Origin of the sequence: Blautia sp. SF-50 (assembly GCF_900101315.1) — a bacterium.
Lineage (GTDB): Bacteria > Bacillota > Clostridia > Lachnospirales > Lachnospiraceae > Blautia_A > Blautia_A fusiformis.
This window is the reverse complement of the sequence record NZ_FMUW01000002.1, coordinates 25,455-52,082: the sequence shown is the minus strand read 5'-3', so window position 1 is coordinate 52,082 and position 26,628 is coordinate 25,455. Positions and strand designations below refer to the sequence as shown.

24 protein-coding genes and 1 pseudogene are annotated in these 26,628 nt (G+C 50.3%); 19 read left to right on the top strand and 6 right to left on the bottom strand.

Going from position 1 to position 26,628, the window contains the following annotated elements:
* Positions 1-298 precede the first annotated feature (298 nt).
* From BLP57_RS01540 to BLP57_RS01520, 5 genes and pseudogenes are all read right to left on the bottom strand, one after another.
* A complete protein-coding gene (locus tag BLP57_RS01540) occupies positions 299-766 on the bottom strand; it encodes a low molecular weight protein-tyrosine-phosphatase (RefSeq protein WP_092068834.1) in 468 nt (155 codons plus the stop codon).
* Positions 767-980: 214 nt separating this feature from the next.
* Complete coding sequence (locus BLP57_RS01535) at positions 981-1,163, bottom strand: tyrosine-type recombinase/integrase (RefSeq protein ID WP_226845253.1); 183 nt, start codon at positions 1,161-1,163, stop codon at positions 981-983.
* 112 nt (positions 1,164-1,275) lie between these two features.
* Positions 1,276-2,853 carry a recombinase family protein gene (locus tag BLP57_RS01530; protein ID WP_092068831.1) on the bottom strand — a complete coding sequence of 526 codons (1,578 nt, stop codon included), beginning with the start codon at positions 2,851-2,853 and terminating at the stop codon, positions 1,276-1,278.
* Positions 2,850-4,541 carry a recombinase family protein gene (locus tag BLP57_RS01525; protein WP_092068828.1) on the bottom strand — a complete coding sequence of 564 codons (1,692 nt, stop codon included), beginning with the start codon at positions 4,539-4,541 and terminating at the stop codon, positions 2,850-2,852. Before BLP57_RS01525 ends, BLP57_RS01530 begins: the two co-directional genes overlap by 4 nt.
* Before the next feature lies 1 nt (position 4,542).
* A pseudogene (locus BLP57_RS01520) lies at positions 4,543-6,048 on the bottom strand (recombinase family protein); the annotation flags it as partial.
* Positions 6,049-6,333: 285 nt separating this feature from the next.
* On the opposite strand from BLP57_RS01520, the gene BLP57_RS01515 reads away from it, so the two are divergent.
* From BLP57_RS01515 to BLP57_RS01430, 19 genes are all read left to right on the top strand, one after another.
* Positions 6,334-7,317 (top strand): DUF6017 domain-containing protein, encoded by a 984-nt coding sequence (locus tag BLP57_RS01515; protein ID WP_002569163.1) that lies wholly within the window; start codon positions 6,334-6,336, stop codon positions 7,315-7,317.
* A 23-nt stretch (positions 7,318-7,340) separates the two neighbouring features.
* Complete coding sequence (locus tag BLP57_RS01510) at positions 7,341-7,562, top strand: DUF5348 domain-containing protein (RefSeq protein WP_002569164.1); 222 nt, start codon at positions 7,341-7,343, stop codon at positions 7,560-7,562.
* Positions 7,563-7,603: 41 nt separating this feature from the next.
* Positions 7,604-8,080: a PcfB family protein gene (locus tag BLP57_RS01505; protein WP_002569165.1), complete on the top strand. Its 477-nt coding sequence runs from the start codon at positions 7,604-7,606 to the stop codon at positions 8,078-8,080.
* Complete coding sequence (locus tag BLP57_RS01500) at positions 8,077-9,885, top strand: VirD4-like conjugal transfer protein, CD1115 family (protein WP_002569166.1); 1,809 nt, start codon at positions 8,077-8,079, stop codon at positions 9,883-9,885. Before BLP57_RS01505 ends, BLP57_RS01500 begins: the two co-directional genes overlap by 4 nt.
* Positions 9,872-10,042 (top strand): hypothetical protein, encoded by a 171-nt coding sequence (locus BLP57_RS17745; RefSeq protein WP_002569167.1) that lies wholly within the window; start codon positions 9,872-9,874, stop codon positions 10,040-10,042. Before BLP57_RS01500 ends, BLP57_RS17745 begins: the two co-directional genes overlap by 14 nt.
* Positions 10,043-10,459: 417 nt before the next feature.
* On the top strand, positions 10,460-10,675 hold the full coding sequence (locus tag BLP57_RS01495; RefSeq protein ID WP_002569168.1) for a Maff2 family mobile element protein: 216 nt from the start codon (positions 10,460-10,462) through the stop codon (positions 10,673-10,675).
* Positions 10,676-10,694: 19 nt separating this feature from the next.
* Positions 10,695-11,564 (top strand): VirB6/TrbL-like conjugal transfer protein, CD1112 family, encoded by an 870-nt coding sequence (locus tag BLP57_RS01490; protein WP_002595174.1) that lies wholly within the window; start codon positions 10,695-10,697, stop codon positions 11,562-11,564.
* Positions 11,565-11,741: 177 nt separating this feature from the next.
* Positions 11,742-12,143 (top strand): PrgI family protein, encoded by a 402-nt coding sequence (locus tag BLP57_RS01485; RefSeq protein ID WP_002569171.1) that lies wholly within the window; start codon positions 11,742-11,744, stop codon positions 12,141-12,143.
* A complete protein-coding gene (locus BLP57_RS01480; RefSeq protein WP_002569172.1) occupies positions 12,094-14,532 on the top strand; it encodes a VirB4-like conjugal transfer ATPase, CD1110 family in 2,439 nt (812 codons plus the stop codon). Before BLP57_RS01485 ends, BLP57_RS01480 begins: the two co-directional genes overlap by 50 nt.
* A complete protein-coding gene (locus BLP57_RS01475; protein ID WP_092068825.1) occupies positions 14,529-15,488 on the top strand; it encodes a DNA-methyltransferase in 960 nt (319 codons plus the stop codon). Before BLP57_RS01480 ends, BLP57_RS01475 begins: the two co-directional genes overlap by 4 nt.
* A gap of 35 nt (positions 15,489-15,523) precedes the next feature.
* Entirely contained in the window at positions 15,524-17,593 is a 2,070-nt protein-coding gene (locus BLP57_RS01470; protein ID WP_002585096.1) for a C40 family peptidase, read from the top strand.
* Between the two features lie 34 nt (positions 17,594-17,627).
* Positions 17,628-17,906: a DUF4315 family protein gene (locus BLP57_RS01465; RefSeq protein ID WP_002569175.1), complete on the top strand. Its 279-nt coding sequence runs from the start codon at positions 17,628-17,630 to the stop codon at positions 17,904-17,906.
* The gene (locus BLP57_RS01460) at positions 17,899-18,600 is read left to right on the top strand and encodes a DUF4366 domain-containing protein (RefSeq protein ID WP_002569176.1); all 702 of its coding nucleotides are present in this window, start codon (positions 17,899-17,901) and stop codon (positions 18,598-18,600) included. Before BLP57_RS01465 ends, BLP57_RS01460 begins: the two co-directional genes overlap by 8 nt.
* Entirely contained in the window at positions 18,597-18,785 is a 189-nt protein-coding gene (locus BLP57_RS01455) for a hypothetical protein (RefSeq protein ID WP_002569177.1), read from the top strand. Before BLP57_RS01460 ends, BLP57_RS01455 begins: the two co-directional genes overlap by 4 nt.
* A 15-nt stretch (positions 18,786-18,800) precedes the next feature.
* Positions 18,801-20,891, top strand: coding sequence for a DNA topoisomerase 3 (locus BLP57_RS01450; RefSeq protein WP_092068822.1), 2,091 nt, complete (start codon positions 18,801-18,803; stop codon positions 20,889-20,891).
* Between the two features lie 212 nt (positions 20,892-21,103).
* Positions 21,104-24,667, top strand: a complete 3,564-nt coding sequence (locus tag BLP57_RS01445; RefSeq protein WP_092068819.1) for a YodL domain-containing protein — start codon at positions 21,104-21,106, stop codon at positions 24,665-24,667.
* Positions 24,668-24,670: 3 nt separating this feature from the next.
* A complete protein-coding gene (locus tag BLP57_RS01440) occupies positions 24,671-25,624 on the top strand; it encodes a hypothetical protein (protein ID WP_002569180.1) in 954 nt (317 codons plus the stop codon).
* Positions 25,621-25,833, top strand: a complete 213-nt coding sequence (locus BLP57_RS01435; protein ID WP_004607965.1) for a transposon-transfer assisting family protein — start codon at positions 25,621-25,623, stop codon at positions 25,831-25,833. Before BLP57_RS01440 ends, BLP57_RS01435 begins: the two co-directional genes overlap by 4 nt.
* Positions 25,830-26,195 (top strand): cysteine-rich VLP domain-containing protein, encoded by a 366-nt coding sequence (locus BLP57_RS01430; protein ID WP_002569182.1) that lies wholly within the window; start codon positions 25,830-25,832, stop codon positions 26,193-26,195. Before BLP57_RS01435 ends, BLP57_RS01430 begins: the two co-directional genes overlap by 4 nt.
* Positions 26,196-26,372: 177 nt before the next feature.
* On the opposite strand, the gene BLP57_RS01425 is transcribed toward BLP57_RS01430, so the two are convergent.
* Positions 26,373-26,624: a helix-turn-helix domain-containing protein gene (locus BLP57_RS01425; RefSeq protein ID WP_002569183.1), complete on the bottom strand. Its 252-nt coding sequence runs from the start codon at positions 26,622-26,624 to the stop codon at positions 26,373-26,375.
* Between the last annotated feature and the right edge of the window lie 4 nt (positions 26,625-26,628).

Sequence of the window (26,628 nt, the reverse complement as noted above, 5' to 3'; positions counted from 1 at the left end):
TTTCTGTGAAACAAAGCGGACGAATGTCCTGACAAAATCCTGTGCGCTCTCACAACGACACACAAAATGATTCTGATCTGATAACATGATTAGATATTTCTGTGGAAAGAACTTCCACTGTAGAATTGCAGAGAGCAGATTTCTCTGCTGAATTTGAGTTGCTTGCTGTATGGACAAGTATAATAGAAGTTTTCAGATTTGTAAAGAAGTTTTCATCGACAGAAAAAGCAACTTCCGCTGCCTTTTGCTGTCATACCTTTTGTATTGTTTCAGATTTGTGTCTCATTCCGAAATATCACTAATGGATTTCTCCATGTTTCTCCAGATAATCCAGAAATCCCTCACAACCTTCCTGTATATCTTCATAAGTTTCGTTAAAATTTCCTGTATACCAAGGATCCGCAATATCCCGTCCTGATCCGGCAAAAGTCAGAAACTTATAAAGCTTCTCTTCCGGGTCATTCTTCAGCATCCTGTTAAGATTACGCATATTAGCAGAATCCATACCAATAATATAATCGGATTTCTCATAATCCGCCCACGTAATCTGCTTCGCTCTGTGCGGAACCAGTGGTATTCCCACTTCTCTCAGCTTGTTCACTGTTCCTCTGTGAGGTGGATTCCCAATCTCCTCTGTACTTGTTGCAAAACTGTCGATCAAAAACTGATCTGAAAGGCCGAGCATTTTTACCTTGTGCGTAAAAACACTCTCGGCCATGGTTGATCTGCAGATATTGCCGTGGCAGACAAATAGCACACTTATCATTGCTTAAAACTCCTTGAAATGCTGTATTTACGCTGTTTACAGGCATTTCCGATAATCTTCAATCCTGTCATTTTCCTGTATATCACAGCATAAATTCGTATATTTTCTTATCCAAATTTAGTAACTTCTTAGTAATAACCAGCCTGGAAAACAGGCTTTCTAAGAACCTTATAATCAGATTATTTTTAATTCTTTTTTCTATTATTTTATCATACTATGCCAGTTTTGCAATCCTATTCATCTCTTCTTTTGCATCAATTAATCCCAGATGCGTATATACATTTAACGTAACCCCTATATCAGAATGTCCCATTAAATATTGGAGTGCTTTCGGATTCATTCCAGCTTTCGCCATATTGGAACAATATGTATGCCTGCATACATGTGGATGTGTCAAGTATAGGACAAAAAAAATTTTATTTTTTTCTGCCGAAGACTATCTGACGCTCCCATCAGGTAGTCCCAGCACCTTTATTATCTTCTGATAAGTCATTCTTGTCCTGCTCAAGTTATCTCTGTTCCGAAAAAATATCGTCAAAATTCCATTCGATTTCAATTTCATCTTGACTATGAACACGGATCACCTTGATAATCTCACGCAGCTTCTCTGTATCGAACTTCTGAATTCCCAAGAAATCTTTTAGTTTTATTTTATCAGAAAGTTCATTTTGTTCAAGAAGCTTTTTACTATTCTCCGCATCTTCTATCTTTCGTTTTATTTCCTCCAGCTGCACACTTATCTTTCTAGCTCTCTGCTTATACGAATCACAATCTATACGACCATCTTTGTAATCATCATAGAGTTTCATCTTTTCCGAGGTCAACTGTCGGCTCTGTTTTTGCAATTCTGCGGTATTGATCTCTTTGTAGTCGCATTGCCTGTTGGAAGATACTTTCTTTTCTTTTTCCAACATTGACGCTACATACTGATGGACAAGCCCAAGGATATTCTCCTCCAGCGGTTCCCGTCGGATCACCAGACTTCGACACACAGGATCTCCATTTGTTCGAGCATCTGAGCATTTTAGCAGATGCTCCGTTTCTTTTAGTAAAGAATGCCCACAGTTGGCACACAACAGCAATGCCGGCTGTTTTTTACGTCTTTCCAGAGTAAAATTGGTGCGTGATTCCGCAACACTTCTCTTCTTTTTCGGATGCATTTCATTTGCTTTTTCAAACAATGCCCTGTCTATAATTGCCGTATGATGATTTTCCAGGCGAACCCATTCTGTTTCATCATTCAGAACTGCTTTATGACCGGTATGCATACTGCAACGTGTTTTTCCCCAGATTCTGGTTCCAATATAAATCTCATCCCGGACAATTGCCGCTACTGTCGTAGGGCTCCAGTGTTTCTTTTTGATCGTGTCAAACCTCTGGAACTGCACCTGATCCCCTCTTGATAATTTCTGCTCATCACAAGTGGCAATCGCCTGTCTGTTCAATTCCCTTGTAATATCCGCAAAACTTGTTCCTTCCGCTGCCATCCGAAAAATCATTTTCACGACTTTTGCAGCCTCCGGATCTACTTCCAGCCTTCCATCTTTTCCTTTTTTATAGCCATATCTGGCATTTACCGGAAGGCGTGTACCATTTCTCGTTCTTGTCTGCAATGCTGATGAAATTTTCTTTGACAAATCCAGGCTATACATATTGTATACCAGATTCTGCAATGCTACATTCATTCCACCAGTCATTCCGCTGCTTGCTGCACTGTCATAGCTGTCATTAATCGAAATAAATCGAATCTGTAGAAGTGGAAAAATATATTCAATATAAAATCCAACTTCCAAATAGTCTCTTCCAAATCTGGAAAAGTCTTTCACAACTACACAGCCGATTTCTCCGCTTTTCATGTCATCCTGCAGCTGTTGAAATCCCTGCCTTTTAAAATGAGTACCGCTGACACCGTCATCCACATATTCCAGAATATCCGACTCAGCTACACCCAGCTCATCAATTACAAATGATTTTAACAGAATTCTCTGAGAAGTTACACTGTCGCTCTCTTTTTTGGCTCTGCCATCTACATTGTCATCTTCTGCAGACAAACGGATGTAAACAGCTGTTTTTCTAAGATCTGTCATCTTGACTGCGCCTCCTTCTCTTTCTTTAGTTTCTGTAAATCTGCAAACTGATCGTCATATACCAGCTTGATCTCATAATCATACTTACCATGGATAATAATTGAATCCACAAAGGCATCTGCCATTTCTTTTGTCAGCTTACGCTTTGACATATAAGTATGTATCACATTTCCCCAGCCTTCTTCAATGTGGTAATCCTGGGAATACCGAACCTGTGCCGCCAATACTGTGTCCAGACGGCTCTTGATATTCTCAATTTCATTGGAATAGATCCGAGAAAACTGTATGTATTCTTCTTCTGTAATCAAACGTTCGGAATAGTCTTCATATAAATCCGATTTACGCTTACTGATACGGCTTAGTTCCCGTCGAAGTTTTCCCACCTCTTTATCCAAAAGCAGGTACTGTGTCTGATTTTTGGAAGCTGCATTCATTTTCTGAATCATTTTTTCTGTATCCAATACGGTTTTCATATGCGTTTGGATCAGGCGAAGAACATCGTCATCCACATATTCTTTTCTGACTCTGTGCCCTTTGCATTGCTTTCCTCCGGATTTATGGTTAGTATTTGCTCCGCAGATATAAAAGAATGTGCCATTTCTTTCTCTGGACAACGTCATGCGGTTGCCACAGCCTCCGCACCATATTTTTCCTGTATAGAAATTATGGTTTCTAATAGCCCCATTGTTCTGCTGATGTTTCTTCTTATAAGCTTCCGTATATTCCTGGATTTTAGATTGTACCTGTTGAAACAACTCTCTATCTATAATCCCTTCATGCGTGTTCTCCACATGCACCCATTCACTCTCTGGTCGATTTCTCTGTTTATTTCCCTGGAAAACACTTTGCTGATATTTTCCAAATACAGAATCACCTGTGCAATGAACATCCTGAAGAACTCGTTTCACTTCATAATTGTTCCAGGGTTTTGACTCCGGAAGCGGCTTTTCACCGGTTTTATAGAATTTTCTCTGTAAAGTCGGCGATAAAACTCCATCTTTATTGAGCTGTCTTGCAATATCACTATAGTTCCTGCCATCCATATACATAGAAAATATACTTTTCAAATGTTCTGCAGCTTCTTCATCAACGATCAGCTGATGATGGTCTTCTTCTGACTTTCTGTAACCATACGGTTCCCAGGCACTTGTAAATTTTCCTTTTTTCCAAAGAGCTTTTTTTGCGCTGCTGCTCTTTTTGGCAAGGTCTTTCGAATAGAACTCATTGATAATATTCTTCAGTGGAACTGTAAGATCCACACCCTCTCTGAAGGAATCGAAATCATCTGTCACAGCCAGGAATCTTACATGGAAAAACGGGAATACTCGTTCAATATAATTACTGGTTTCGACATAATTTCTTCCAAGTCTGGACAAATCTTTTACAATAACACAATTGATTTTTCCATGCTTGATATCTTCCATCATCTGTACGAATCCAGGACGGTCAAAATTTGTACCTGAATAGTCTGAGTCCTTATAAACTTCCGCAACCGAAATATCTTCCGTATCTGCTACAAAGTTTTTCATCAATTCCACCTGGGTTTCTATCGTTCCTCTTTCTAAGGTTTCTTCTGTTTCCATTGAAATTCTGGCATACAATCCTGCCCGGAATGGTCTGCTCATCTCTGTCTGGACGGTTGCACTGCTGACTACTTCCGGAATGTTTTTCCTGCTCTTTCGTGCCATTTTATACAACCTCCTTTACCTTGACCTGAAGATTATTATCATCATCTATTACCGTATCAACTCCCATGGCCGGTAATTGATTCAGCAATGTCTGATAACAATCATCAAAATCAAAAGTGATCTCTATATTCTTTTTATCATATACTCTGATTTGTCTGATCAGTTCTACCACCACAGTGCGGGACAGTTCTTCAATATCCTGATATTTCACAAAATAATCCAGCCAGGTATTGGCTTTGTCTGCTTTTTCCAGCTCACTATCCATTTCTTTCTGGATCGCACGGATACTCTCTTCCGCATTTCTAAGCCTCTTTCCATAGGCTGCATGAAGCTCTACATAGTCTTCTTTTGATACAATGCCCTCTTTCATATCCGAATAGAGCATCATCCGTAACTCCTTACAGCGTTCTGTCTCCTGTTTTTTCTTCTCCAGCCTGTCCTGCAGCTTCTTCATATTGATCTCCTGAAATGGCACAGTACCAACAAATTCCAGGACTCTTTTCAGGTGCAGGATATTCTGGATATGCTGTTTCAGCATCACCAGTACGGCATCTTCCAGATCCTTTTCCGGTATTCTATGACTGGAACAGCGTTTTGTTTCTTTATTTGTGGAACATAGATAATAAGCATATTTTTTCCCTGCCACAGTAGAAACCTTTCTTGTCATAGGTGCTCCACAATCCGCACATACAGCAATTCCGGATAACAGATATACCTGCTTTTGGTCAGGTGAAGTACGTGTATCCATGCCAAGAAGCCTCTGAACAATTTCAAAATCACGGTCACTCACCAGAGGTTCATGATTTTTCTCAATCCGGATCCAGTCATCTTCCGGTTTCACATAAGTCTGCTTCACTTTATGGTTTGGTGTTGTCCTTTTTCCCTGTACAAGGTTTCCGATATAAACCTCGTTTTCCAGTATTCTGCGGACTGTAACAGAACTCCAAAGTGCCTGTTCTTTCTGTCGGAAGCCAGTTTCATAATGACTGCCGTTGCTGATTTTATACTCAAATGGAGAAAGAATACCCAGTTCATTTAAACGATTAGCGATCGCATCCTGACTCATTCCCTGCAGCTTCATCTTAAAAATATCCTGTACTACACTGCCTGCAGATGGATCAATCTCTAATTTATGCTTATCTGTCTTTGTCTTCCTGTATCCAAAAGCTACAAACGGAGTCACACACTCACCTTTTTTCCTCTTAATCTCAAGATTACTCCTGATCTTAATAGAAATGTCACGGCAATAAGCATCATTGATTAAATTCTTAAATGGGATAATGATTTCGTCTGCCTGATTCTTTCCCTTGAGACTGTCATAATTGTCATTGATGGCAATAAAACGCACACCAAGAGCCGGGAATAATCTCTCGATATACTTCCCGGAATCAATATATTCCCTTCCAAATCGTGATAAGTCTTTTACCACTACGCAATCTACAATTCCACGCCGGATATCTTCCAGCATTGCCTGGAATGCAGGACGATCAAAAGCTGACGTTAGATAACGATACTTTTGAAAACACTGGAAAATCAAGGTTTTTCGAGCGACGGACAAGCAGGGTATTGTACTAAAAACTGAATACGACGCAGAAGCGGCGTTTCTTACTCTCTACATGGGAGAACAGGAACGCCGCTTTTTTATGCCCTTTGTTACGCAGTAGGGGCAGAAAAAGCCTTGCTACAAGCGATTTTGCGGGCGCGTATCTGGCGCGGCAAGGGATTTATACCTTATCCCCCGAAACCGCGCTTCTACTGCGTAACAAATCCACAGCAAAAGGAGTGATTTACTATGGCAGTTTTCAGAGTGGAACGGAACAAGGGCTACACCGTAATGAGCAACCACCACCTACGCAACAAGGAGCTTTCCTTAAAGGCAAAAGGGCTGTTGTCGCAAATGCTGTCACTCCCCGAAGATTGGGACTACACCTTGAAAGGCTTATCCCTTATCAACCGGGAGAAGATAGACGCTATCCGCGAAGCCATTAAGGAGCTTGAACGCGCCGGGTATATCGTTCGGTCAAGGGAGCGCGACGAGAAAGGACGCTTGCGGGGCGCGGACTATGTGATATTCGAGCAGCCGCAGCCGCCTACGCCGGATTTACCTACATTGGAAAATCCAACATTGGATAATCCAACGCAGGAAAAACCAACATTGGAAAAACCTACGTTGGAAAATCCAACGCAATTAAATAAAGATATACAAAGAACTGACTTACCAAAAAAAGAAAAATCAAATACAGATTTATCAAGTACCCATTCCATTCCTATCCTTTCCCCTAACCCCTCTCCTTGCAGAGAAGCGGCTACGCCGCCGGAACGGAAAGGAACGGAAGCGGCAGCACAGAGCGCAGTTGATATATACCGGGAAATCATCAAGGACAATATCGACTACCACATTCTCAAACAGGACATGAAGTTTGACGGGGACAGGCTGGACGAGATTGTAGACCTCATGCTTGAAACCGTATGCACCGCCAGAAAGCGGGTACGGATTGCGGGGGACGACTACCCGGCAGAGCTTGTGAAATCTAAGTTTATGAAACTGGACGGCGAGCATATCCGCTTTGTGCTTGACTGTATGCGGGAGAACACAACGAAAATCCGCAACATCAAGCAATATCTGAAAGCAGCCCTTTTCAACGCCCCGTCCACTATCGGCAATTATTACACTTCCCTTGTCGCCCATGACATGGCAAGCGGCGCACTGTCACCGAAGAAGCCGCAGTACGGCGACCCGGACTATTATTCATTCAAACCGGGCGAAAGCCTGTAAAACAACAAAAGGAGGATTTTATTATGGCACAGAAAATGACAGGAGCATTGGTATTTGACGAGCGCACCGACCGTTACGACATTCGCTTTGACTTAAACAGCTACTACGGGGGCTTGCATTGCGGTGAGTGCTTTGACGTATTCGTGCGGGGCAAGTGGAAGCCGACCCGGATTGAGTACGGCGACAACTGGTATCTTGTGGGTATCAGAGCCGAGGACTTGAACGGGCTGCGGGTGCGTATCTGACCGCCGCCCCATAAAGAAACGCGAAAGGAGGACGCGAGGAATTGCAGGACGAAGTAAACGAAAAGACCATAGCCCTTTACATCAAGACCGGGAAGCTGACCGCCCAGACGCTCCAAAAGGCAATGAAAGCCATACTGTCAAAGGGCAAAAAGCAGCTTGCAAAACCGCCACAGGGAAAGCAGAGCTTAAAGCAGCTTATGAAGCAGAACGCGGGCGTTTCCAACATTGAGATTACCGAGGGCAATATCAAAGCCTTTGAGAGTACGGCGAAAAAGTACGGTATCGACTTTGCGCTGAAAAAGGACGCAACGGAAAGCCCGCCCCGCTATCTGGTTTTTTTCAAGGGGCGGGACGCGGACGTGCTGACCGCAGCCTTTAAGGAGTTTTCCGCAAAGAAGCTGACACAGGAGAAAAAGCCCTCTATCCGAAAGCTGCTCTCTACGCTCAAAGAAGCCGCACAGGGCAAGAACGCGGAACGGGCAAAGGTCAAGAACAAGGACAGGGAGGTATCGCTATGAAGCCGGAAATCAAGAAGCTGCTTATCCTAAATCTCCCGTATCTGCTCTTTGTCTGGCTCTTTGATAAAGTGGGCGCGGCTGTCCGTCTATCCCCCGGCGCGGACGCAAGCGCAAAGCTGCTACATCTTGGGGACGGTTTTACCACCGCCTTTTCCAGTATCGCGCCGAGCTTCCACCCGGCAGACTTACTTATCGGCATTGCGGGGGCGGTCATTGTCCGGCTGATTATCTACACCAAAGGCAAGAACGCGAAGAAATACCGCCGCGGGACAGAATACGGTTCGGCGCGTTGGGGCGGGGCTGACGACATAAAGCCGTACACAGACCCGGTATTTGAGAACAATATCCCCTTAACGCAGACGGAACGGCTCACCATGAACAGCCGCCCGAAGCAGCCGAAATACGCAAGAAACAAAAATATTCTTGTAATCGGCGGTTCCGGCAGCGGCAAGACCCGGTTCTTTGTGAAACCGTCGCTCATGCAATGTACGTCAAAGGATTTTCCAACGTCGTATATCGTCACTGACCCGAAAGGAACACTGATTTTGGAAACCGGGAAAATGTTGCAGCGGTACAAATACCGTATCAAAGTGCTAAATACGATTAACTTCAAAAAATCCATGAAATACAATCCCTTTGCCTATCTGCGGAGCGAAAAGGACATTTTGAAATTAGTCAATACCATTATCGCCAACACCAAAGGCGACGGGGAAAAATCCGGCGAGGATTTCTGGGTGAAAGCGGAAAAGCTCTACTACACCGCACTAATCGGCTATATCTGGTATGAAGCCCCAGAGGACGAGAAGAACTTCACGACGCTGCTTGAAATGATAAATGCGTCGGAAGCCCGCGAGGACGACGAGGATTTCCAGAACCCGGTTGACCTCATGTTTGAACGTCTGGAAGAAAAAGACCCGGAACATTTTGCAGTCAAGCAGTACAAAAAATACAAACTGGCGGCGGGCAAGACCGCAAAAAGCATACTTATCTCATGCGGCGCGAGGTTAGCCCCATTCGACATTAAGGAGCTGCGGGAGCTTATGGAAACCGACGAAATGGAGCTTGACACCATAGGTGACAGAAAGACCGCCCTTTTCGTGATTATCAGCGACACCGACGACACCTTTAACTTTGTCGTGAGTATTCTCTACACACAGCTATTCAACCTCTTGTGCGACAAAGCAGATGATGAATACGGCGGGCGGCTTCCCGTCCATGTACGGTGCTTACTTGATGAATTTGCGAATATCGGGCAAATCCCCAAATTTGAGAAACTAATCGCAACCATACGGAGCCGGGAAATCTCCGCGTCAATCATCTTGCAGAGCCAGTCACAGCTAAAGGCAATCTACAAGGACAACGCCGATACCATAGTCGGCAACTGCGACACCACGCTTTTCTTGGGCGGCAAGGAAAAAACCACGCTCAAAGAAATATCGGAGATTTTAGGCAAGGAAACGATAGACAGCTTCAACACTTCCGAAACAAGGGGGCGGGAGCTTTCGCATGGGCTGAACTATCAGAAATTGGGAAAGCAGCTTATGACGGAAGATGAAATCGCAGTCATGGACGGAGGGAAATGTATCTTGCAGCTACGCGGGGTGCGCCCGTTCTTTTCGGACAAATTCGACATAACGAAACACCCGAAATACAAGTACCTATCCGACGCAGACCCGAAGAACGCCTTTGACATGGAAAAGCACCTTAAACGCCGCCCCGCCATTGTCAAGCCCGACGAGGTTTTTGACTATTACGAGATTGACGCAGCAGACTTACAGGAGGACGCAGACCATGAGGAAACGTAGCGCAGAGGAAAAACAAAAGCAGCTTGAACGGTTTTTAATGAATGTTGCGGAAGCCGCCGACGCTGCATTATGGGAGTATTGGCGGGAAAAGGAAGCGGAACACCGCCGTTTTGCAACGGAGTATGTCACGCGCCGGGGGCTTATCCCTCAACAGTGACAGCATGGCAGACCGCCGGGGAGGGGGGGACAGGGGAAGCTACACTTCCCCTACGCTGCCTTGCGGCAGCTACCCCTTTGTGAACTTGCGGGAAGCGAACACCTTGCTATGCAAGCTATTCACTTCCCGCAAGTCTGAATAATACCCGTCCGGCAGCACAGCGGGACACCGAAAGGAGGAATCGAAGCAATCACATATATCAATATCGGCTACATGATACGCGCCCCTACTTTCCGGCGCAGCACACAGCGGCAGGAGCCGCACCCCCCTACAACTGAATACCGCCGCGCCGCAGAACTTACGCAGCGCGGGGACAGCCGCCTTTACCAGAGGGCGGTTTTTTTATGCGGCGGCATACGCTGACCGCCTTTTGTCCGCTTGCCGGACAGCCGCAGACGCGGCAGAAAGGATTTATTTATGGCATTTTTCAATAGCGCAGTAGACGTTTTGCAGACCCTTGTTGTAGCACTTGGAGCCGGGCTTGGTATCTGGGGCGTTATCAATCTCATGGAGGGCTACGGCAACGACAATCCGGGCGCGAAGAGCCAGGGCATGAAGCAGCTTATGGCGGGCGGCGGCGTTGCCCTTATCGGCATGACCCTTGTACCGCTGCTTTCCGGCTTGTTCGGTTAAGAAGCGCGGGTAAAGGCTTATGCAGAGCATACTTGACGCGATTAACGAATGGATAAAGGAAATCCTCATAGGAGCCATAAACGGTAATCTGTCAACTATGTTCGGGGACGTAAACGAGAAAGTCGGCACTATCGCCGCAGAGGTAGGGCAGACCCCGCAAGGGTGGAACGCAAATATATTCTCCATGATACAGACCCTTAGTGAGAATGTAATCGTACCCATTGCGGGGCTTGTCATTACCTACGTCCTATGCTATGAGCTTATCAGCATGGTAACGGAAAAGAACAATATGCACGACGTTGACACTTCCATGTTCTTCAAGTGGGTGTTCAAGGCGTTTGTGGCAGTCTACCTTGTGACGCACACCTTTGACATCACTATGGCGGTGTTCGATATGGCGCAGCACGTTGTTTCCGGCGCGGCGGGGGTAATCGGCGGCAGCACAGAGATTGATGTTGCCGCCGCCCTTGCTTCCATGCAGGACGGGCTTGACGCTATGGAAATCCCCGAACTGCTCTTACTTGTCATGGAAACAAGCCTTGTGAGCTTGTGCATGAAAATCATGTCCGTACTGATAACCGTTATCCTCTACGGGCGCATGATAGAGATTTACCTTTACTGTTCGGTATCGCCTATCCCGTTTGCAACAATGACGAACCGGGAATGGGGGCAGATAGGAAACAACTACCTAAAATCCCTGTTCGCTATCGGTTTTCAAGGCTTCCTCATTATGATATGCGTCGGCATTTACGCGGTTCTGGTAAACAACATGATAATAGCGGACAATCTGCACAGCGCGATATTCTCCCTTGCAGCCTATACCGTTATCCTCTGTTTCTCCCTGTTCAAATCCGGCGCACTGGCGAAGTCGATATTCTCCGCGCATTAGCGGCGTGTCAAGGGCAGGGTGGAGATTTTCAGAGCGAAGCGGCGAAAATACGACCCGACCTTGACGCGGATAACCCCCATATAATACGGGCGGGCAAAGGGCATAGATTGACCTTTGCCTTGATTACCCTTATGGGAAGTTACAGCAACACCAAACCCAGAGAAAGGAGGTTTTCACTTGGCGTATGTACCCGTACCCAAAGACTTATCCAAAGTCAAGACAAAAGTAGCGTTCAACCTTACCAAACGGCAGATTGTATGTTTTGCGGCGGCTCTCCTGTTCGGCTTGCCGCTTTTCTTTCTGCTCAAAGACAGCACAGGCACAAGCCTTGCGTCTATGGCTATGATTGCCGTCATGCTGCCCTGTTTCCTCTTTGCCATGTATGAGAAGCATGGACAGCCCCTTGAAGTGGTGGTGAAGAACATCATTCAGACGAAATTCATAGCCCCCAAAGAACGACCATACAGGACAGACAACTTTTATTCCGTCTTAGAACGGCAGAGAAAACTTGAAAAGGAGGTATCAGCGATTGCAAAAGGAAACACGAAGAAACAGCGCGGCGGGAAGCGCAAAGCCTAACCCGCCCCGCAAGCTCACCCGCGCCGAGAAAAAGCAGATTGCGGAAATCATCAGACAGGCAAAGGGCGACGGGAAAGCGCACACCGCGCAGCAGACAATCCCTTATATCCAGATGTACCCGGACGGTATCTGCAAGGTTACGGGACGGAAATACTCAAAGACCGTCGCCTTTGAAGATATTAACTATCAGCTTGCACAGGCAGACGACAAGACCGCCATTTTTGAGAACTGGTGCGACTTCCTCAACTACTTTGACGCTTCCGTTTCGGTGCAGCTCTCTTTCATCAATCAGGGGACGCAGCGCGGCGAAGCGGAAAAGGCGGTCAATATCCCGGCACAGGAGGACGCTTTCAATTCTATCCGCACAGAATACCGGGATATGCTGAAAAACCAGCTTGCAAAGGGCAACAACGGGCTTGTCAAAGCAAAATATATCACCTTTGCCATTGAAGCCGACAGTCTGGGCGCGGCGAAATCCCGCCTTGCCCGTATCGAAACGGACGTACTCAACAACTTTAAGCTCTTGGGCGTGTCTGCCCGCCCCATGACAGGCTATGAACGCCTTAAAATGCTGCATGGCATTTTCCACCCGGAGGGCGGGCAGTTTGCCTTTGATTTTTCATGGCTTGCCCCGTCCGGGCTTTCCACAAAGGACTTTATCGCCCCGTCCTCTTTCCGTTTTGGCGAGGGGCGTTATTTCCGCATGGGGCGCAAAATCGGCGCGGTTTCATTCCTTGAAATCCTTGCGCCGGAATTAAACGACCGTATCTTATCTGACATTCTGGACTTGGAAACGGGCGTTATCGTCAATCTGCATATCCACAGTATCGACCAGACCGAAGCCATAAAGACAATCAAGCGGAAAATCACCGACCTTGACAAAATGAAAATCGAAGAACAGAAAAAAGCGGTACGCAGCGGCTACGACATGGATATAATCCCGTCCGACCTTGCCACTTTCGGCAGCGAAGCGAAGAACCTCTTACAGGACTTGCAGAGCCGGAATGAAAGAATGTTCCTCTTGACGTTCCTTGTGGTGAACATGGCAGACACAAAAAGGAAACTGGAAAATGACGTATTCGCGGCGGCGGGCATTGCACAGAAGAACAACTGCGCCTTAACCCGCCTTGACTACCAACAGGAAGCGGGGCTTATGTCCTCTGTACCGCTTGGGGAGAACCTTATCCCCATTCAAAGAGGGCTTACCACGTCAAGCACCGCTATCTTTATCCCCTTTATCACGCAGGAGCTTTTTCAGACGGGCGCGGCTTTGTATTACGGCTTAAACGCCCTGTCTAACAACATGATACTCTGCGACCGCAAGCAGCTAAAGAACCCCAACGGCTTAATCTTGGGTACGCCGGGAAGCGGGAAATCCTTTGCCGCCAAACGGGAAATGACAAACGCTTTCCTCATTACCGACGACGACATAATTATCTGCGACCCGGAAGCAGAGTATTTTTCCCTTGTGCAGCGGCTTGACGGGCAAGTGATACGGTTATCGCCTACGGGCAAGGGCATTGACGGGAAGCCCCAGTATGTGAACCCTATGGATATTAACCTCAATTACAGCGAGGACGACAGCCCCCTTGCGCTGAAATCCGACTTTATCCTCTCCCTCTGCGAGCTTGTCATAGGCGGCAAGGAGGGCTTGCAGCCCGTCGATAAGACCGTCATTGACCGCGCTGTTAGGAACGTGTACCGCCCTTTCCTTGCAGACCCCGACCCGGAGAAAATGCCTATCTTGGGCGACCTCTACAACGAGCTTTTGAAGCAGCCGGAGCCGGAAGCGGCGCGTATCGCGGCGGCGTTGGAGCTTTATGTTTCCGGGAGCCTTAACGTCTTTAACCACAGGACGAATGTAGAGCTTTCAAACCGCCTTGTCTGCTTTGACATCAAGCAGCTTGGGAAGCAGCTCAAAAAATTAGGTATGCTCATTGTGCAGGACCAGGTATGGAACCGCGTCACCGTCAACCGGGCAGAAAGGAAATCCACCCGGTATTTTATGGACGAATTTCATCTTCTCTTGAAAGAGGAACAGACCGCCGCCTATTCCGTTGAAATCTGGAAGCGTTTCAGAAAATGGGGCGGCATACCCACAGCAATCACGCAGAACGTCAAAGATTTGCTTGCTTCCCGCGAAGTGGAGAATATCTTTGAAAACTCTGATTTTGTCCTCATGCTCAATCAGGCGGCGGGCGACCGGGCTATCCTTGCAAAGCAGCTCAACATCTCCCCGCAGCAGATGAAGTATGTCACCCACACCGAAGCGGGCGAGGGGCTTATCTTCTACGGGAACGTGGTGCTGCCCTTTGTAGACCGCTTCCCGAAAGACACCGAGCTTTACCGGGTAATGACGACGAAGCCGGAGGAAGTGGGCGAAGCATGAACGGGCTGAAAACTGACACAATCATCAACCGGGACGCGCTCTATGCCTTGCGGGAGCTTCCAGAGGAAAGCGTACACTGTTGCGTCACAAGCCCGCCCTACTATGCGCTTAGGGATTACGGGCTTGATATGCAGATTGGGCGGGAGGACACGCCGGAGCAGTACATTGACAGGCTGACCGAGGTTTTCCGCGAGCTGCGCCGGGTACTGCGTTCTGACGGTACGCTCTGGCTGAATATCGCGGACACCTACTGCGGCACAGGAAATAAAGGCTACCATGCAGACCCGAAGAACCCGAAAGGCAGAAACGGACAGCAGATTGCAAGAAACAACCGCGTTTCCGGCTGCAAACAAAAGGACTTAATCGGTATCCCTTGGCTTTTAGCCTTTGCCCTACGCGCTGACGGGTGGTATTTACGGAGCGACATTATCTGGCAGAAAGAAAACCCCATGCCGGAGAGCGTGAAAGACCGCCCTACCCGCTGCTATGAACATATCTTTCTGCTTACGAAGTCAAAGAAGTATTTTTATGACGCAGCCGCCATAGCCGAGCCGTTAGCCCCCACAACGGCGGCGCGGTACCGCACCGGGCGCAGCGCGGGACAGAAATATGCGGACGAAGTACCCGGACAGGGGAACGTACAGGGGCTTAACCGGGCGCGAAGCGGCAGCTACTACGACGAAGCCCTCATGCCGACCATGCGGAACAGGCGGGACGTGTGGCTTATCAATACCGTTCCCTACAAGGGCGGGCATTTCGCCGCGTTCCCGCCAAAACTTGCCGAAACCTGTATCAAGGCGGGCTGTCCGAAAGGCGGCGTTGTGCTTGACCCCTTTTTCGGCAGCGGCACGACGGGGGCAGCCGCAAGGCAGCTTGACAGGCATTATATAGGCATTGAGATAAACGCCGAGTATTGCGCCCTTGCAAGGGCGCGGATTGGAGGGACAGACACATAAAACAATATAAGGCGCGTGAGAAAGTCACGCAGAAAATGACCCGCGAGGGGGCTGTCGAGGTAAACGCCGCCACCGGGAAAAAGAAACGTATCAGCAAGCGGATAAGGGACGCGGACTTTGCAAAGACCGAAGCACCGCAGCCGCCGGAACAGGCAGCGCAGCCCCTACCGGGCGGCGCAACTTCCCCGCCCTTAACCGACACGCCGCCACTTCCCCATGCGCCGGGGGCAGAACGGGAACAGGACACCGCCGCAGCCGAGCGCGTCTTGGAGCGTATCGACGGGGCGCGTACCAGAAAGGCGAGCAAAAAGGCGGCGAGGAAAGCACAGGCAGAAGCCACAGCAAAAGAAAAATCTTCCCGCTTGCAGTTTACCGACGAGGAACGGGCAACGCCGGAGCTTGAAAAGTATATCCGAAAATCGGACAAAGCAGCCGACCGTCTGGACGCGGCAAAGGCGGCTATCCCCAAAGAAAAGAAACTTGTACGGGAGCGCACCTTTGACGAAGCTACCGGGAAAGGCAAGACCCGCCTACGCTTTGAGGAACGGGAAAAGCCCATAGGAAAGAATAAGCCCCACAATAACCCGCTATCCCGCCCCGCACAGGAAGCGGGTATTTTCGTCCACAACAAGATACATTCCGTTGAAAAGGACAATTCCGGCGTTGAGGGGGCGCACAAATCCGAAGAACTGGCAGAGCGCGGCGCAAAGTACGGGGCGAGGAAAGTCAAGGAGGGCTACCGCAGCCACAAGCTGAAACCCTACCGGGCGGCGGCAAAGGCAGAGAAAGCGGCGTTCAAGGCAAATGTGGATTTCCAGTACCACAAAGCCTTACATGACAATCCGCAGATTGCGAGCAATCCCCTTTCCCGCTTCATGCAGAAGCAGCAAATCAAGCGGCAGTATGCAAAGGCAGCGAAAAAAGGGGGCGCAGCCACAGCAAAAAAGGCAGCGGAGAATACAAGGAAAGCGGCAAAGAAAACCGCCGAGGAAACCAAACGGGCAATCGCTTTTGTAGGGCGGCACCCGGCGGGCGTATGTATCGCCGTTGCCGCGCTGCTCTTATTCATCATGGTATCGGCGGGGCTTTCCTCTTGCGGTTCCATGTTCTCCGGCTTGATGAACGGCATACTTGGGACTTCCTACACGTCGGAGGACAGCGACCTTGTGGCGACGGAGAACAATTACGCCGCAAAGGAAAACGAGCTTCAGCAGCAGATTGACAATATCGAAAGCACCCACCCCGGCTATGACGAATACCGCTATGACCTTGACAGTATCGGGCATAACCCCCATGAGTTAGCGTCCTACCTCACCGCCCTTTTACAGACCTACACCCCGCAGAGCGCACAGGCAGAGCTAAATCGCGTCTTTGCCATGCAGTACACTTTGACGCTGACAGAAGAAACGGAAATCCGCTACCGCACAGAAACAAGCACAGACCCGGAAACAGGGGAAACGACCACCGAGGAAGTACCCTACGAGTACCATATCCTCAACGTGAAGCTGACGAACAAGCCCATTTCCGAGATTGCGGAGGAACTTCTAACGCCACAGCAGCTTGAAATGTACCGCGTCTATCTGGAAACAAGCGGAAACAAACCGCTGATTTTCGGCGGCGGCTCCCCCGATATGGGCGCGTCCGAGGATTTAAGCGGCGTACAGCTTGTAAACGGCACACGCCCCGGCAACACCGCCGTTGTAGACCTTGCGAAGCGGCAAGTCGGCAACGTGGGCGGGCGACCCTTTTGGAGCTGGTACGGATTTAACAGCCGCGTGGAATGGTGCGCCTGTTTCGTTTCATGGTGCTACAATCAAGCCGGAAAGAGCGAGCCGCGCTTTGCCGGGTGCCAGTCACAGGGCGTACCCTGGTTCCAGTCACGCGGGCAATGGGGCGCGAGGGGCTATGAGAATATCGCCCCCGGCGACGCTATCTTTTTCGACTGGGACGGGGACGGGAGCGCAGACCATGTGGGGCTTGTTATCGGAACGGACGGGGAGCGCGTCTATACCGTCGAGGGCAATTCCGGCGACGCCTGCAAGATAAAGAGCTACCCCGTCAATTACTCCTGTATCAAAGGCTATGGGCTGATGAACTGGAATTAACATATTTTTGAGCAAAGAAAGGAGAAATTTATTGATGGCTATGAACAAAATTGAACGTATCGACAAAGAGATTGCAAAGACCCGCGAGAAAATCACCGAGTACCAGAACAGATTAAGGGGGCTTGAAGCGCAGAAAACCGAAGCGGAAAACCTGCAAATCGTACAGCTTGTGCGCTCCATGCGCCTTTCCCCGCATGAGCTTTCCGCTATGCTTTCCGGCGGCGGTATTCCGGGCATGGAAGCCGCGCCGGGCTACCCCGCAGAACCCGCAGACCACGACACCGAAGAAATGGAGGACACCGAGAATGAATAAGAAAATCCTTAGAACCTTGACCGCACTCTGCGCCGCCCTCATGCTGACGGGCGGCTTTTCCGTCACCGCCTTTGCACAGACCCCGGAGGGACAGGACGCGACCGACGACAGCGGCGTTGTCTATGAGGAACCCGAAAAGGAAGAACCCCTTACCCCGGACGGGAACGCGACCCTTGTAGACGATTTCGGCGGCAACAAGCAGCTTATCACAGTGACGACCAAAAACGGCAATTACTTTTATATCCTTATCGACCGGGACGACGAGGGCGAGGACACCGTACATTTCCTTAATCAAGTGGACGAAGCCGACCTTATGGCACTCATGGAGGACGGAAGCACCGAAGCAGCCCCGCCCGCCGTTTGCAGTTGCACCGATAAATGCGAAGCCGGAAAGGTAAATGTGAGCTGCCCTGTCTGCAAGGACAACATGACCGCTTGCAGCGGCAAGGAAGCGGAGCCGGAAACCGAGAAACCAACAGAGCAGCCCAAAGAGAAAGGCAATACAGGCGGGCTTGTGCTTTTCCTTGTCGTGGCACTTCTTGGCGGCGGGGGCGCGTTCTATTATTTTAAGTTTATGAAGCCAAAGCAGAACGTCAAGGGCGACACCGACCTTGAAGATTTCGATTTTGACGATTACGACGAGGACGAGGGGGACGGGCTTTCTGATGAAGAACAGGAGGACGAGGAAGCATGACGCTTTTTACCGAAAACCCTTTAGAAAAAATGATGGTACAAAGACCCACCGGGCGGCGTGACAGTGCGCCGCCCGTTCCAAAATCCCCGGCGTGTATGCGTTGCCCTTATAAGGCGCAATCCCCCTGTATCGGCTATTGTCTGAAACAGGCACAGGAGAAGAAGCACACCGCGCCGGAACGCTGAAAGGAGGATTTTTTCATGGCATTTAGACTTGTGATTGCAGAAAAGCCGAGCGTGGCGCAGACTATCGCCGCCGCGCTTGGCATTAAGGGGAAACAGGACGGGTATATCGAGGGCGGCGGCTACCTCATTTCATGGTGCGTCGGGCATTTGGTACAGCTTGCGGAAGCTGCCGCCTACGGGGAGCAATATAAAAAATGGAGTTTTGACAGCTTACCCATTCTGCCGGAGGAATGGCAGTACGCCGTTGACCCGGACAAGGGGAAGCAATTCAAAACCATTAAAGAGCTTATGCACCGCGCCGACGTTTCCGAAGTGGTAAATGCGTGTGACGCGGGGCGCGAGGGTGAATTGATTTTCCGCTTTGTCTACGAAGTGGCGGGCTGCAAGAAGCCCATGCGCCGCTTGTGGATTTCTTCAATGGAGGACGGGGCGATTAAGGCGGGCTTTGCTTCCCTCAAAGACGGGCGGGACTATGGCGCGCTCTTTGCGTCCGCCCTCTGCCGCGCAAAGGCTGACTGGCTTATCGGCATTAACGCCACCCGGCTTTTCTCCTGCCTGTATGGAAAGACCTTGAACGTGGGGCGCGTCCAGACCCCGACCTTAAAAATGCTCACCGACCGGGACGCGGCTATCTCCCATTTCCAGAAAGAAAAATATTATCATGTTCGCCTTGATTTATCCGGCGCGGACGCGGCAAGCGAAAGGATTTCGGACAAGGCAGAAGCCGACGCGCTGAAAGGGGCTTGCGAAGCGGGAAAGGCGGTATGCGTTTCCCTTACCAGAGAGAAGAAAACCGCAGCCCCGCCAAAGCTCTTTGACCTTACCTCTTTGCAGCGGGAAACGAACCGCATTTTCGGTTACACCGCAAAGCAGACCCTTGACCTTGCACAATCCCTTTATGAAAAGCGGCTCCTTACTTATCCGAGGACGGACAGCAGCTTTCTTACTGACGACATGGGCGGCACCGCAGCGGACATTATCGCGCTGCTTTGCGAAAAGCTCCCCTTTATGGCGGGCGCGGACTTCACGCCGGAGATTGCAAAGGTATTAGACAGCAAGAAAGTATCAGACCACCACGCAATCATTCCCACTATGGAGCTTGCAAAGGCTGACCCGGACGCGCTGCCGGAAAGCGAGAAGAATATCCTTACCCTTGCGGGGGCGCGTCTGCTTTTTGCCACCGCCGAGCCGCATATTTATGAAGCGGTTACGGCGGTTTTCTCATGCGCCGGGACAGACTTCACCGCAAGGGGAAAGACCGTACTTGCGGAGGGTTGGAAAGAGCTTGAACGCAGATACCGGGCGACGCTGAAAGATAAGCCCGAAGCAGAGGACGGGGAAAATGAGGGCGTGACGCTGCCGGAGCTTTCCGAGGGACAGAACTTTCCTAACCCCGCCGCAAAAGTAACGGAGCATACCACAACGCCGCCGAAGCCCCACAGCGAAGCGTCGCTTCTCTCTGCTATGGAGCGAGCCGGGAACGGGGACACCGACCCGGACGCGGAACGCCGGGGGCTTGGCACTCCCGCCACCCGCGCCGCCGTCATTGAAAAACTGGTAAAGGGCGGCTTTGCAGAGCGCAAGGGGAAGCAGCTTATCCCCACGCAGAACGGAGCCGCCCTTATATCAGTCTTGCCGGATATGCTCACTTCCCCGCAGCTTACCGCAGAATGGGAAAACAATCTGACGCAGATAGCAAAGGGAGCCGCAGACCCCGGCGAATTTCTGTCCGGCATTGAAGCTATGGCGCGGGAGCTTGTGCAGACACACGCCGCAGCACTGGACGGGAAAAAGGATTTGTTCCGGGAGGAAAAGCCCTCTGTCGGCAAATGCCCCCGTTGCGGTTCCCCCGTCCATGAGGGGAAGAAAAACTATTATTGCAGCAACAAAGAATGTGCCTTTGTCATGTGGAAGAATGACCGCTTTTTCGAGGAACGCAAGACCGCTTTTTCCGCGAAGATTGCCGCCGCGCTCCTTAAATCCGGCAAAGTGAATGTGAAGAAGCTCTATTCCCCGAAAACAGGCAAGACCTATGACGGAACTATCGTTCTGGCTGACACTGGCAGGAAATACGTCAACTACCGTATCGAAGTACAGAAGAACTAAAAACTTGAATAGCAAGCATAGGAAGCGGGTACCCACTTCCGTAAATCCCTGTCCTGCCGCTGACGCGCCGGACGGGGATTTTGCTTGTTGGGAAGTTTCCCAAACCCTCTAAAAAAATGAAAAAATTGTTGGCATAACGCACAGCCCACCGTAGTACGGGGCGAACCCCAAAAGCGCGGCGGTGCGCCGCCATTTCAGAAAGGAGCGAATGAATGGAAAAGAAAAAAGGTTACTCCATGTTTGAGCGTGACAAGTTAGACCCGGCTGACAGTATGCGGATAGAGCGAAATATTTATTTTGAGGAACAGACCGCTGACCTTTCCGGGCTTACCGCCCTGCCCTTAGAACAGTTACAGGCATTGCGGGAAGAATACGCGGCGGCTGAACAGGCAGCTTTTGAAGCCTTGCAAGAACAGGCGGCGACATGGGACGAACAGGCGGGAAAGACCCTTGCCATTGACAAAGCCATTGAGTATGTGAGGACACCCGAAGCTACGCATACCGCGAACCAGTGGGAAGCTACGGACTACGGGAAGCACATCAGCAACCGCGTCTACCAAATGCGCTACCACATATCCGAGAATACCCGGTATGACAGGGAAAAAGAGAAATCCATTCCCTATTCGTGGACGCTTTCATGGAGTATTTACACCAACAGCCCCCACAATTACGGACAGGCAAAAATCGCCGGACAGGAAAGGAAAGTCTTTGCAGACAAGGCAGCTATGGAAAAATATCTGAATGGGCGTATCAAAGCCTATCAGCATTTATTCACCGAGGTATCGCCGCCTATCCCGCCAGAGTATGCAGAGCATTTCAAAGTAAACGGGCAGCTTTTACCGGGCTATGCTATCGAGGGCGAGGAACGGGCGCAGCCTACCGCTGAAAAAGCAGCCCCCACCACAGCAGAGCCGCCACAGGACACCGAACAGAGAAAGGAGCGTGAAACCATAAACGAGCAGTTTTCAATTCTTATCGACAGCCGCAGCCGCTTTGAAACAGGCAAACCGGGCGGCGTGTGGCTTCCCATGCCGACCACAACAGAGCAGCTTCATGCGGCTATGGAAAGCGTCGGCATTACCGCAGACAATCCGCAGGATTTTTTCATCAACGGGTATTCTTCTACGGAGGACTGCCCCTTTGACTTGCCGCTTTCCGTTATCCAAAGCGCAAGCATGGACGAGCTGAATTATTTTGGAAAACTTCTGGAAATGCAGAGTGACGGGGACAAGGATAAATTTGCGGCGGCGGTTACACATGGCGAGTATGCCGGAAGCATGAAAGACCTTATCAACCTTGCACAAAACCTTGACTGTTACTGGCTCTATCCCACTGTCCGCAGCGAAGAAGATTACGGTTATTATCTTATCGACGAACTGGACGAGCTGGAGCTTCCCGAAGAAGCAAAGAAATATTTCAAGTATGAAGAATACGGGCGGGACGCAGTTAGCAAGGATAAGGGGCAGTTTACCGAACAGGGCTATATCTATAACAATCAGAACACCTTTACCGAATGGTATCGGGGAACGGAAAACGAGATACCCAAAGAATACCGCGTTATGAGCTTCCCACAGCCGGAACGCGGCGGACAGGACAAGACCTTTATGGACGCAGCCGCCACAGAGCAGACCGCCCGAACCGCCGCAGAGCAGCCACAGGAGCCGCACCCGGTTATCCCTATCGTGCTGACAGCCGGGAAGCCCGCCGAGAAATTAAAAGAGATTACCGACCGTCTGGAACAGGGCATTACGGAACTCTTTGACAGCGAGCGTTACAAGGAATATCTGAAAGTCATGTCAAAATTCCATAATTACAGCTTCCGAAACACCGTCCTTATCGCCATGCAGAAGCCGGACGCTTCCCTTTTGGCGGGCTTTTCCGCTTGGAAGAACAACTTTGAGCGAAATGTGATGAGAGGGCAAAAGGGAATTAAAATCATTGCCCCGTCGCCCTATAAAATCAAACAGGAAATGCAGAAAATCGACCCGCACACGCAGAAGCCCATAATCGGCAAGGACGGAAAGCCCGTCACCGAGGAAAAGGAAATCACCATACCCGCCTACAAGGTGGTATCCGTCTTTGACGTTTCCCAGACCGAGGGAAAGGAACTGCCGGACATTGCCGTTGACGAACTGACAGGCGACGTTGACCGCTATAAGGACTTTTTCGCAGCCCTTGAAAAGACTTCCCCCGTTCCTATCGCCTTTGAGAATATCGAGGGCGGCTCTCATGGCTACTACCACTTGGAGGACAAGCGCATTGCTATCAACGAGGGCATGAGCGAATTACAGACCTTAAAGACCGCCATTCACGAAATCGCCCATGCGAAGCTGCACGACATTGACCTCAACGCGCCAAAGGACGAGCAACCCCGCGTTGACCGCCGCACCCGCGAAGTCGAAGCGGAAAGCGTCGCCTATACCGTCTGCCAACATTACGGGCTTGACACGTCGGACTATTCTTTCGGCTATGTCGCCGGGTGGAGCAGCGGGCGGGAGCTGTCCGAGCTGAAAAGCTCCCTTGAAACGATACGCAGCGCAGCCGCCGAGATTATCAATTCCATAGACGCGAATTTTGCGGAGCTGCAAAAGGCACAGGACAAGGAGCAGACCGCCGGACAGGAGCAGCCCACCAGAGAGGGACAAGAAGCCGCGCCACAGCCGGAAGCCCCGAAAAAAGCAGATACAGCCGGGAAAGAAAAGCCGGAAGCAGCCCCGAAAGAAGCCTTTACCCCGGAAACGATTTACAGAGTGCGCCGGAACCCTTACAGCGACAGCCGGGAAAACAGCCACCTCTTGCAAGCCTATGTGACACAGGAGAACGGGCGGGCGAAAATGGGCGACGTGCTTTATACGGGAACGCCGGAGAAATGCCGCGAGCTTATGGGGCAGCTCAAAAGCGGCGAGCTGACCGAGGGCGACGTAAAGCAGCTTTACGCAAAGGCACAGGAAACGGCGCAGACCACCGGACAGGACAAGGACACCTTTTCCATTTACCAGATAAAGGGCGGGGACGAAACAAGGGACTTCCGCTTTGAGCCTTACGACCGCCTGCAGGCGGCGGGAAATGTGGTTGATAAAGCGAACTATGAGCTTGTCTATTCCGCGCCCCTTGCGCCGGAAACTTCCCTTGAAGATATTTATACCCGCTTCAATATCGACCACCCAAAAGATTTTAAGGGACACAGCCTTTCCGTTTCGGACGTGGTAGTGCTTCATCAGAACGGACAGGACACCGCGCATTACGTTGACAGCGTAGGCTTCCGGCAAGTGCCGGAGTTTTTACAGGAGCAGAAGCAGCTTACCCCGGACGAGCTGACAACGGGCGAAACAATCCAGACACCGAGGGGGACTTTCCATGTGACCGCCATGAGCCGGGAGCAGATAGAAGCCGCCGGATATGGCTTTCACCACCAGTCGGACGACGGAAAGTATCTGATTATGGGGAACGGGACGCGGGCGTTTGCTGTTGCCGCAGAGCAGCCGGAAAAGGCAAACCCCTTGAAGCATATCGAGGACACCGTAGAGCAGAACGACAACAACTTTGACGGTATCATCAACAACACCCCTACCGTTGACGAACTGGAAGCAAAGGTTAAGGCGGGAGAAACAATTTCCCTTGTTGACCTGGCTAACGCGGTCAAAGCCGACAAAGAGCGCGGCAAGGAAGCGAAGCCGGAAAAGAAGCCCTCTATCCGGGCGCAGCTTAGGGCTGACAAGGAAAAGGCGCAGAAGAAAAACGCAAAGCAGAAATTACAGGATTTGGAAAGGAGCTGACCCATGCCGAAACAGAGTAAATTTGAGAACGTGGATTTGTTCGCTTCCCTCAATGCGGTTATGAAGCAGAACACAGGCTTTTACCAGAGCGACTTGGAGATTGACAAGGAGATTATCGCAAAGGCGGCGGCAAGCCCCCGCAAGGAGGACAAGACCCTTTTGTGGTTCTGCCGCCCGTCCGGGACGCATTGCTTCCGGGAGCGCGACGTTTTCCTCAAAGACACCGCGCCCCACAACACATGGCGTTTCTACATGGAGCAGACGAGCGACCGCGTCCTTGCCTATGCAATCGAGCTAACGGGGACGGAGCGCGGGAAAATCAAGGGCAATCTGTACGAACTGGACTACGCTAAACATTATGAGCGCGTCAAGGAAAAGGAGCTGCCCGCCGATACGGTGAAGCTGATTTATGAGCATGGGGAACGGGAGATACCCGCCGGACAGTTTTTCAACGGCAATCCCGATTATGAGCTTGGAAAGTTTGAACGCTTTGAAGCCGTACCCAACGACCCGGACGCGCTGCAATCGCTCTTACAGGAAGAACGGCGCAGCCGGGAGCAGCTTCCGCCGGGGGATTTCAAGGCGCATATCGCCGCATTGCGGGACGGGCTGATTGAAACGGAAGCGCGGCGCATTGTACGGGAAATGAAGCGGCACGACACGCCGAACAGCCCCAACAAGACCCATTTCATGGTAGAGCTTTCCCCGGCGTTCATGCAGCTTGCAGCCACAAAGGACACTGACCGCCTTTTCTCCATGCTGCCCTACAAGACCCTTGCCTTTTCCAAAATCGAGGGCAGACATGGGACGTATGCGCTGATTGACAAGGGGGAGAACCGGGACAGGAAGATAAGGAAGCCCCGCCCCTCTATCCGGGCGCAGCTTAAAGCAGACAAGGCAAAGACCGCCCCGAAAAAGGCGGCGGCAAAAACAAAAAATCACGATATGGAGGTATGAGCATGATTAGACTGACTGTTGAAGAAACAAACCTTTTGAGCATTTACAACGAGGGCGGCAAGCGGGCTTTGATTGAGAATGTCAACGCCGCGCTGCCCTACATGGACGCGGATATGCGGGAGCTTGCAAAGCGCACCCTTTCCAAAGTGGACGCTTTGACCGAAGCGGAATTTGCAGAGCTTCCCATTTACGCCGCTGATGAAGTATGAACGGGGTTAAGCGGCTGACGCCGCCCCAGAGCCGGAAAGTCAACGCCCTTGTGCGCCGGACGTGCTGCAATTATGATAACGGGAACTGTATCTTACTGGACGACGGGGACGAGTGCGTTTGTCCGCAGCTCATTTCCTATTCGCTTCTCTGCAAGTGGTTCCGGGCTGCGGTGCTTCCCGCCGACAGGCTACTCTATGCGGAGCTTTACCAGACAGGGGACAAGAAGAAGTGTACCGAGTGCGGCGCGTTCTTTGCGTCAACCTCTAACAGTGTCAAATACTGCCCCGTCTGCCGGAAGCGTATCACCCGCAGACAAGCTGCCGAGCGCATGAGGAAAAGACGCACCCCTGTTACGCAGTAGGTGCGGAAAATCCCTTGATTTACAGGGCTTTCCGGGCGTGAAAATCGGATAGGCGATACTTTATACCTTTACCCCCGAAAATGGCGTTCTACTGCGTAACATTCACGAAAACAGCACCCATAAAAAGACAGGGCGCGGAAGTCATATACTGGCTTCCGCGCCCTGTTCTTTTTTTGCCTATCTGACATTTCCCTTTTCCATTTCTTCAAGCGGGAACTGCGGGAGGGCTTCTATCAGCTTCTTTGTGATAGACTGGCGCATATCTTCGTTGATTTCCTGTTTCGTGCTTCCGTCTGGCTGTCTGACCGCTACCGTCGATAGCCTGTCGATTTCGTCCTTGTAGCAATCCACGACTTTCTCCACCGCCCATTTCTCCCCGGCAACGGCGGCGCGTATGGTTTCATATTCCGGCATTTTCTGGTTTTCCATGCTC

What these genes read in the sequence shown, in the direction of transcription:
- BLP57_RS01475 (WP_092068825.1), top strand. Translation starts at nt 14,529, where the DNA reads ATGAACGGGCTGAAAACTGACACAATCATCAACCGGGACGCGCTCTAT.
- BLP57_RS01500 (WP_002569166.1), top strand. Translation starts at nt 8,077, where the DNA reads ATGAAGCCGGAAATCAAGAAGCTGCTTATCCTAAATCTCCCGTATCTG.
- BLP57_RS01460 (WP_002569176.1), top strand. Translation starts at nt 17,899, where the DNA reads ATGAATAAGAAAATCCTTAGAACCTTGACCGCACTCTGCGCCGCCCTC.
- BLP57_RS01445 (WP_092068819.1), top strand. Translation starts at nt 21,104, where the DNA reads ATGGAAAAGAAAAAAGGTTACTCCATGTTTGAGCGTGACAAGTTAGAC.
- BLP57_RS01540 (WP_092068834.1), bottom strand. Translation starts at nt 766, where the DNA reads ATGATAAGTGTGCTATTTGTCTGCCACGGCAATATCTGCAGATCAACC.
- BLP57_RS01470 (WP_002585096.1), top strand. Translation starts at nt 15,524, where the DNA reads ATGACCCGCGAGGGGGCTGTCGAGGTAAACGCCGCCACCGGGAAAAAG.
- BLP57_RS01530 (WP_092068831.1), bottom strand. Translation starts at nt 2,853, where the DNA reads ATGACAGATCTTAGAAAAACAGCTGTTTACATCCGTTTGTCTGCAGAA.
- BLP57_RS01435 (WP_004607965.1), top strand. Translation starts at nt 25,621, where the DNA reads ATGAGCATGATTAGACTGACTGTTGAAGAAACAAACCTTTTGAGCATT.
- BLP57_RS01490 (WP_002595174.1), top strand. Translation starts at nt 10,695, where the DNA reads ATGCAGAGCATACTTGACGCGATTAACGAATGGATAAAGGAAATCCTC.
- BLP57_RS01495 (WP_002569168.1), top strand. Translation starts at nt 10,460, where the DNA reads ATGGCATTTTTCAATAGCGCAGTAGACGTTTTGCAGACCCTTGTTGTA.
- BLP57_RS01525 (WP_092068828.1), bottom strand. Translation starts at nt 4,541, where the DNA reads ATGGCACGAAAGAGCAGGAAAAACATTCCGGAAGTAGTCAGCAGTGCA.
- BLP57_RS01450 (WP_092068822.1), top strand. Translation starts at nt 18,801, where the DNA reads ATGGCATTTAGACTTGTGATTGCAGAAAAGCCGAGCGTGGCGCAGACT.
- BLP57_RS01510 (WP_002569164.1), top strand. Translation starts at nt 7,341, where the DNA reads ATGGCACAGAAAATGACAGGAGCATTGGTATTTGACGAGCGCACCGAC.
- BLP57_RS01515 (WP_002569163.1), top strand. Translation starts at nt 6,334, where the DNA reads ATGGCAGTTTTCAGAGTGGAACGGAACAAGGGCTACACCGTAATGAGC.
- BLP57_RS01465 (WP_002569175.1), top strand. Translation starts at nt 17,628, where the DNA reads ATGGCTATGAACAAAATTGAACGTATCGACAAAGAGATTGCAAAGACC.
- BLP57_RS01455 (WP_002569177.1), top strand. Translation starts at nt 18,597, where the DNA reads ATGACGCTTTTTACCGAAAACCCTTTAGAAAAAATGATGGTACAAAGA.
- BLP57_RS17745 (WP_002569167.1), top strand. Translation starts at nt 9,872, where the DNA reads ATGAGGAAACGTAGCGCAGAGGAAAAACAAAAGCAGCTTGAACGGTTT.
- BLP57_RS01440 (WP_002569180.1), top strand. Translation starts at nt 24,671, where the DNA reads ATGCCGAAACAGAGTAAATTTGAGAACGTGGATTTGTTCGCTTCCCTC.
- BLP57_RS01430 (WP_002569182.1), top strand. Translation starts at nt 25,830, where the DNA reads ATGAACGGGGTTAAGCGGCTGACGCCGCCCCAGAGCCGGAAAGTCAAC.
- BLP57_RS01425 (WP_002569183.1), bottom strand. Translation starts at nt 26,624, where the DNA reads ATGGAAAACCAGAAAATGCCGGAATATGAAACCATACGCGCCGCCGTT.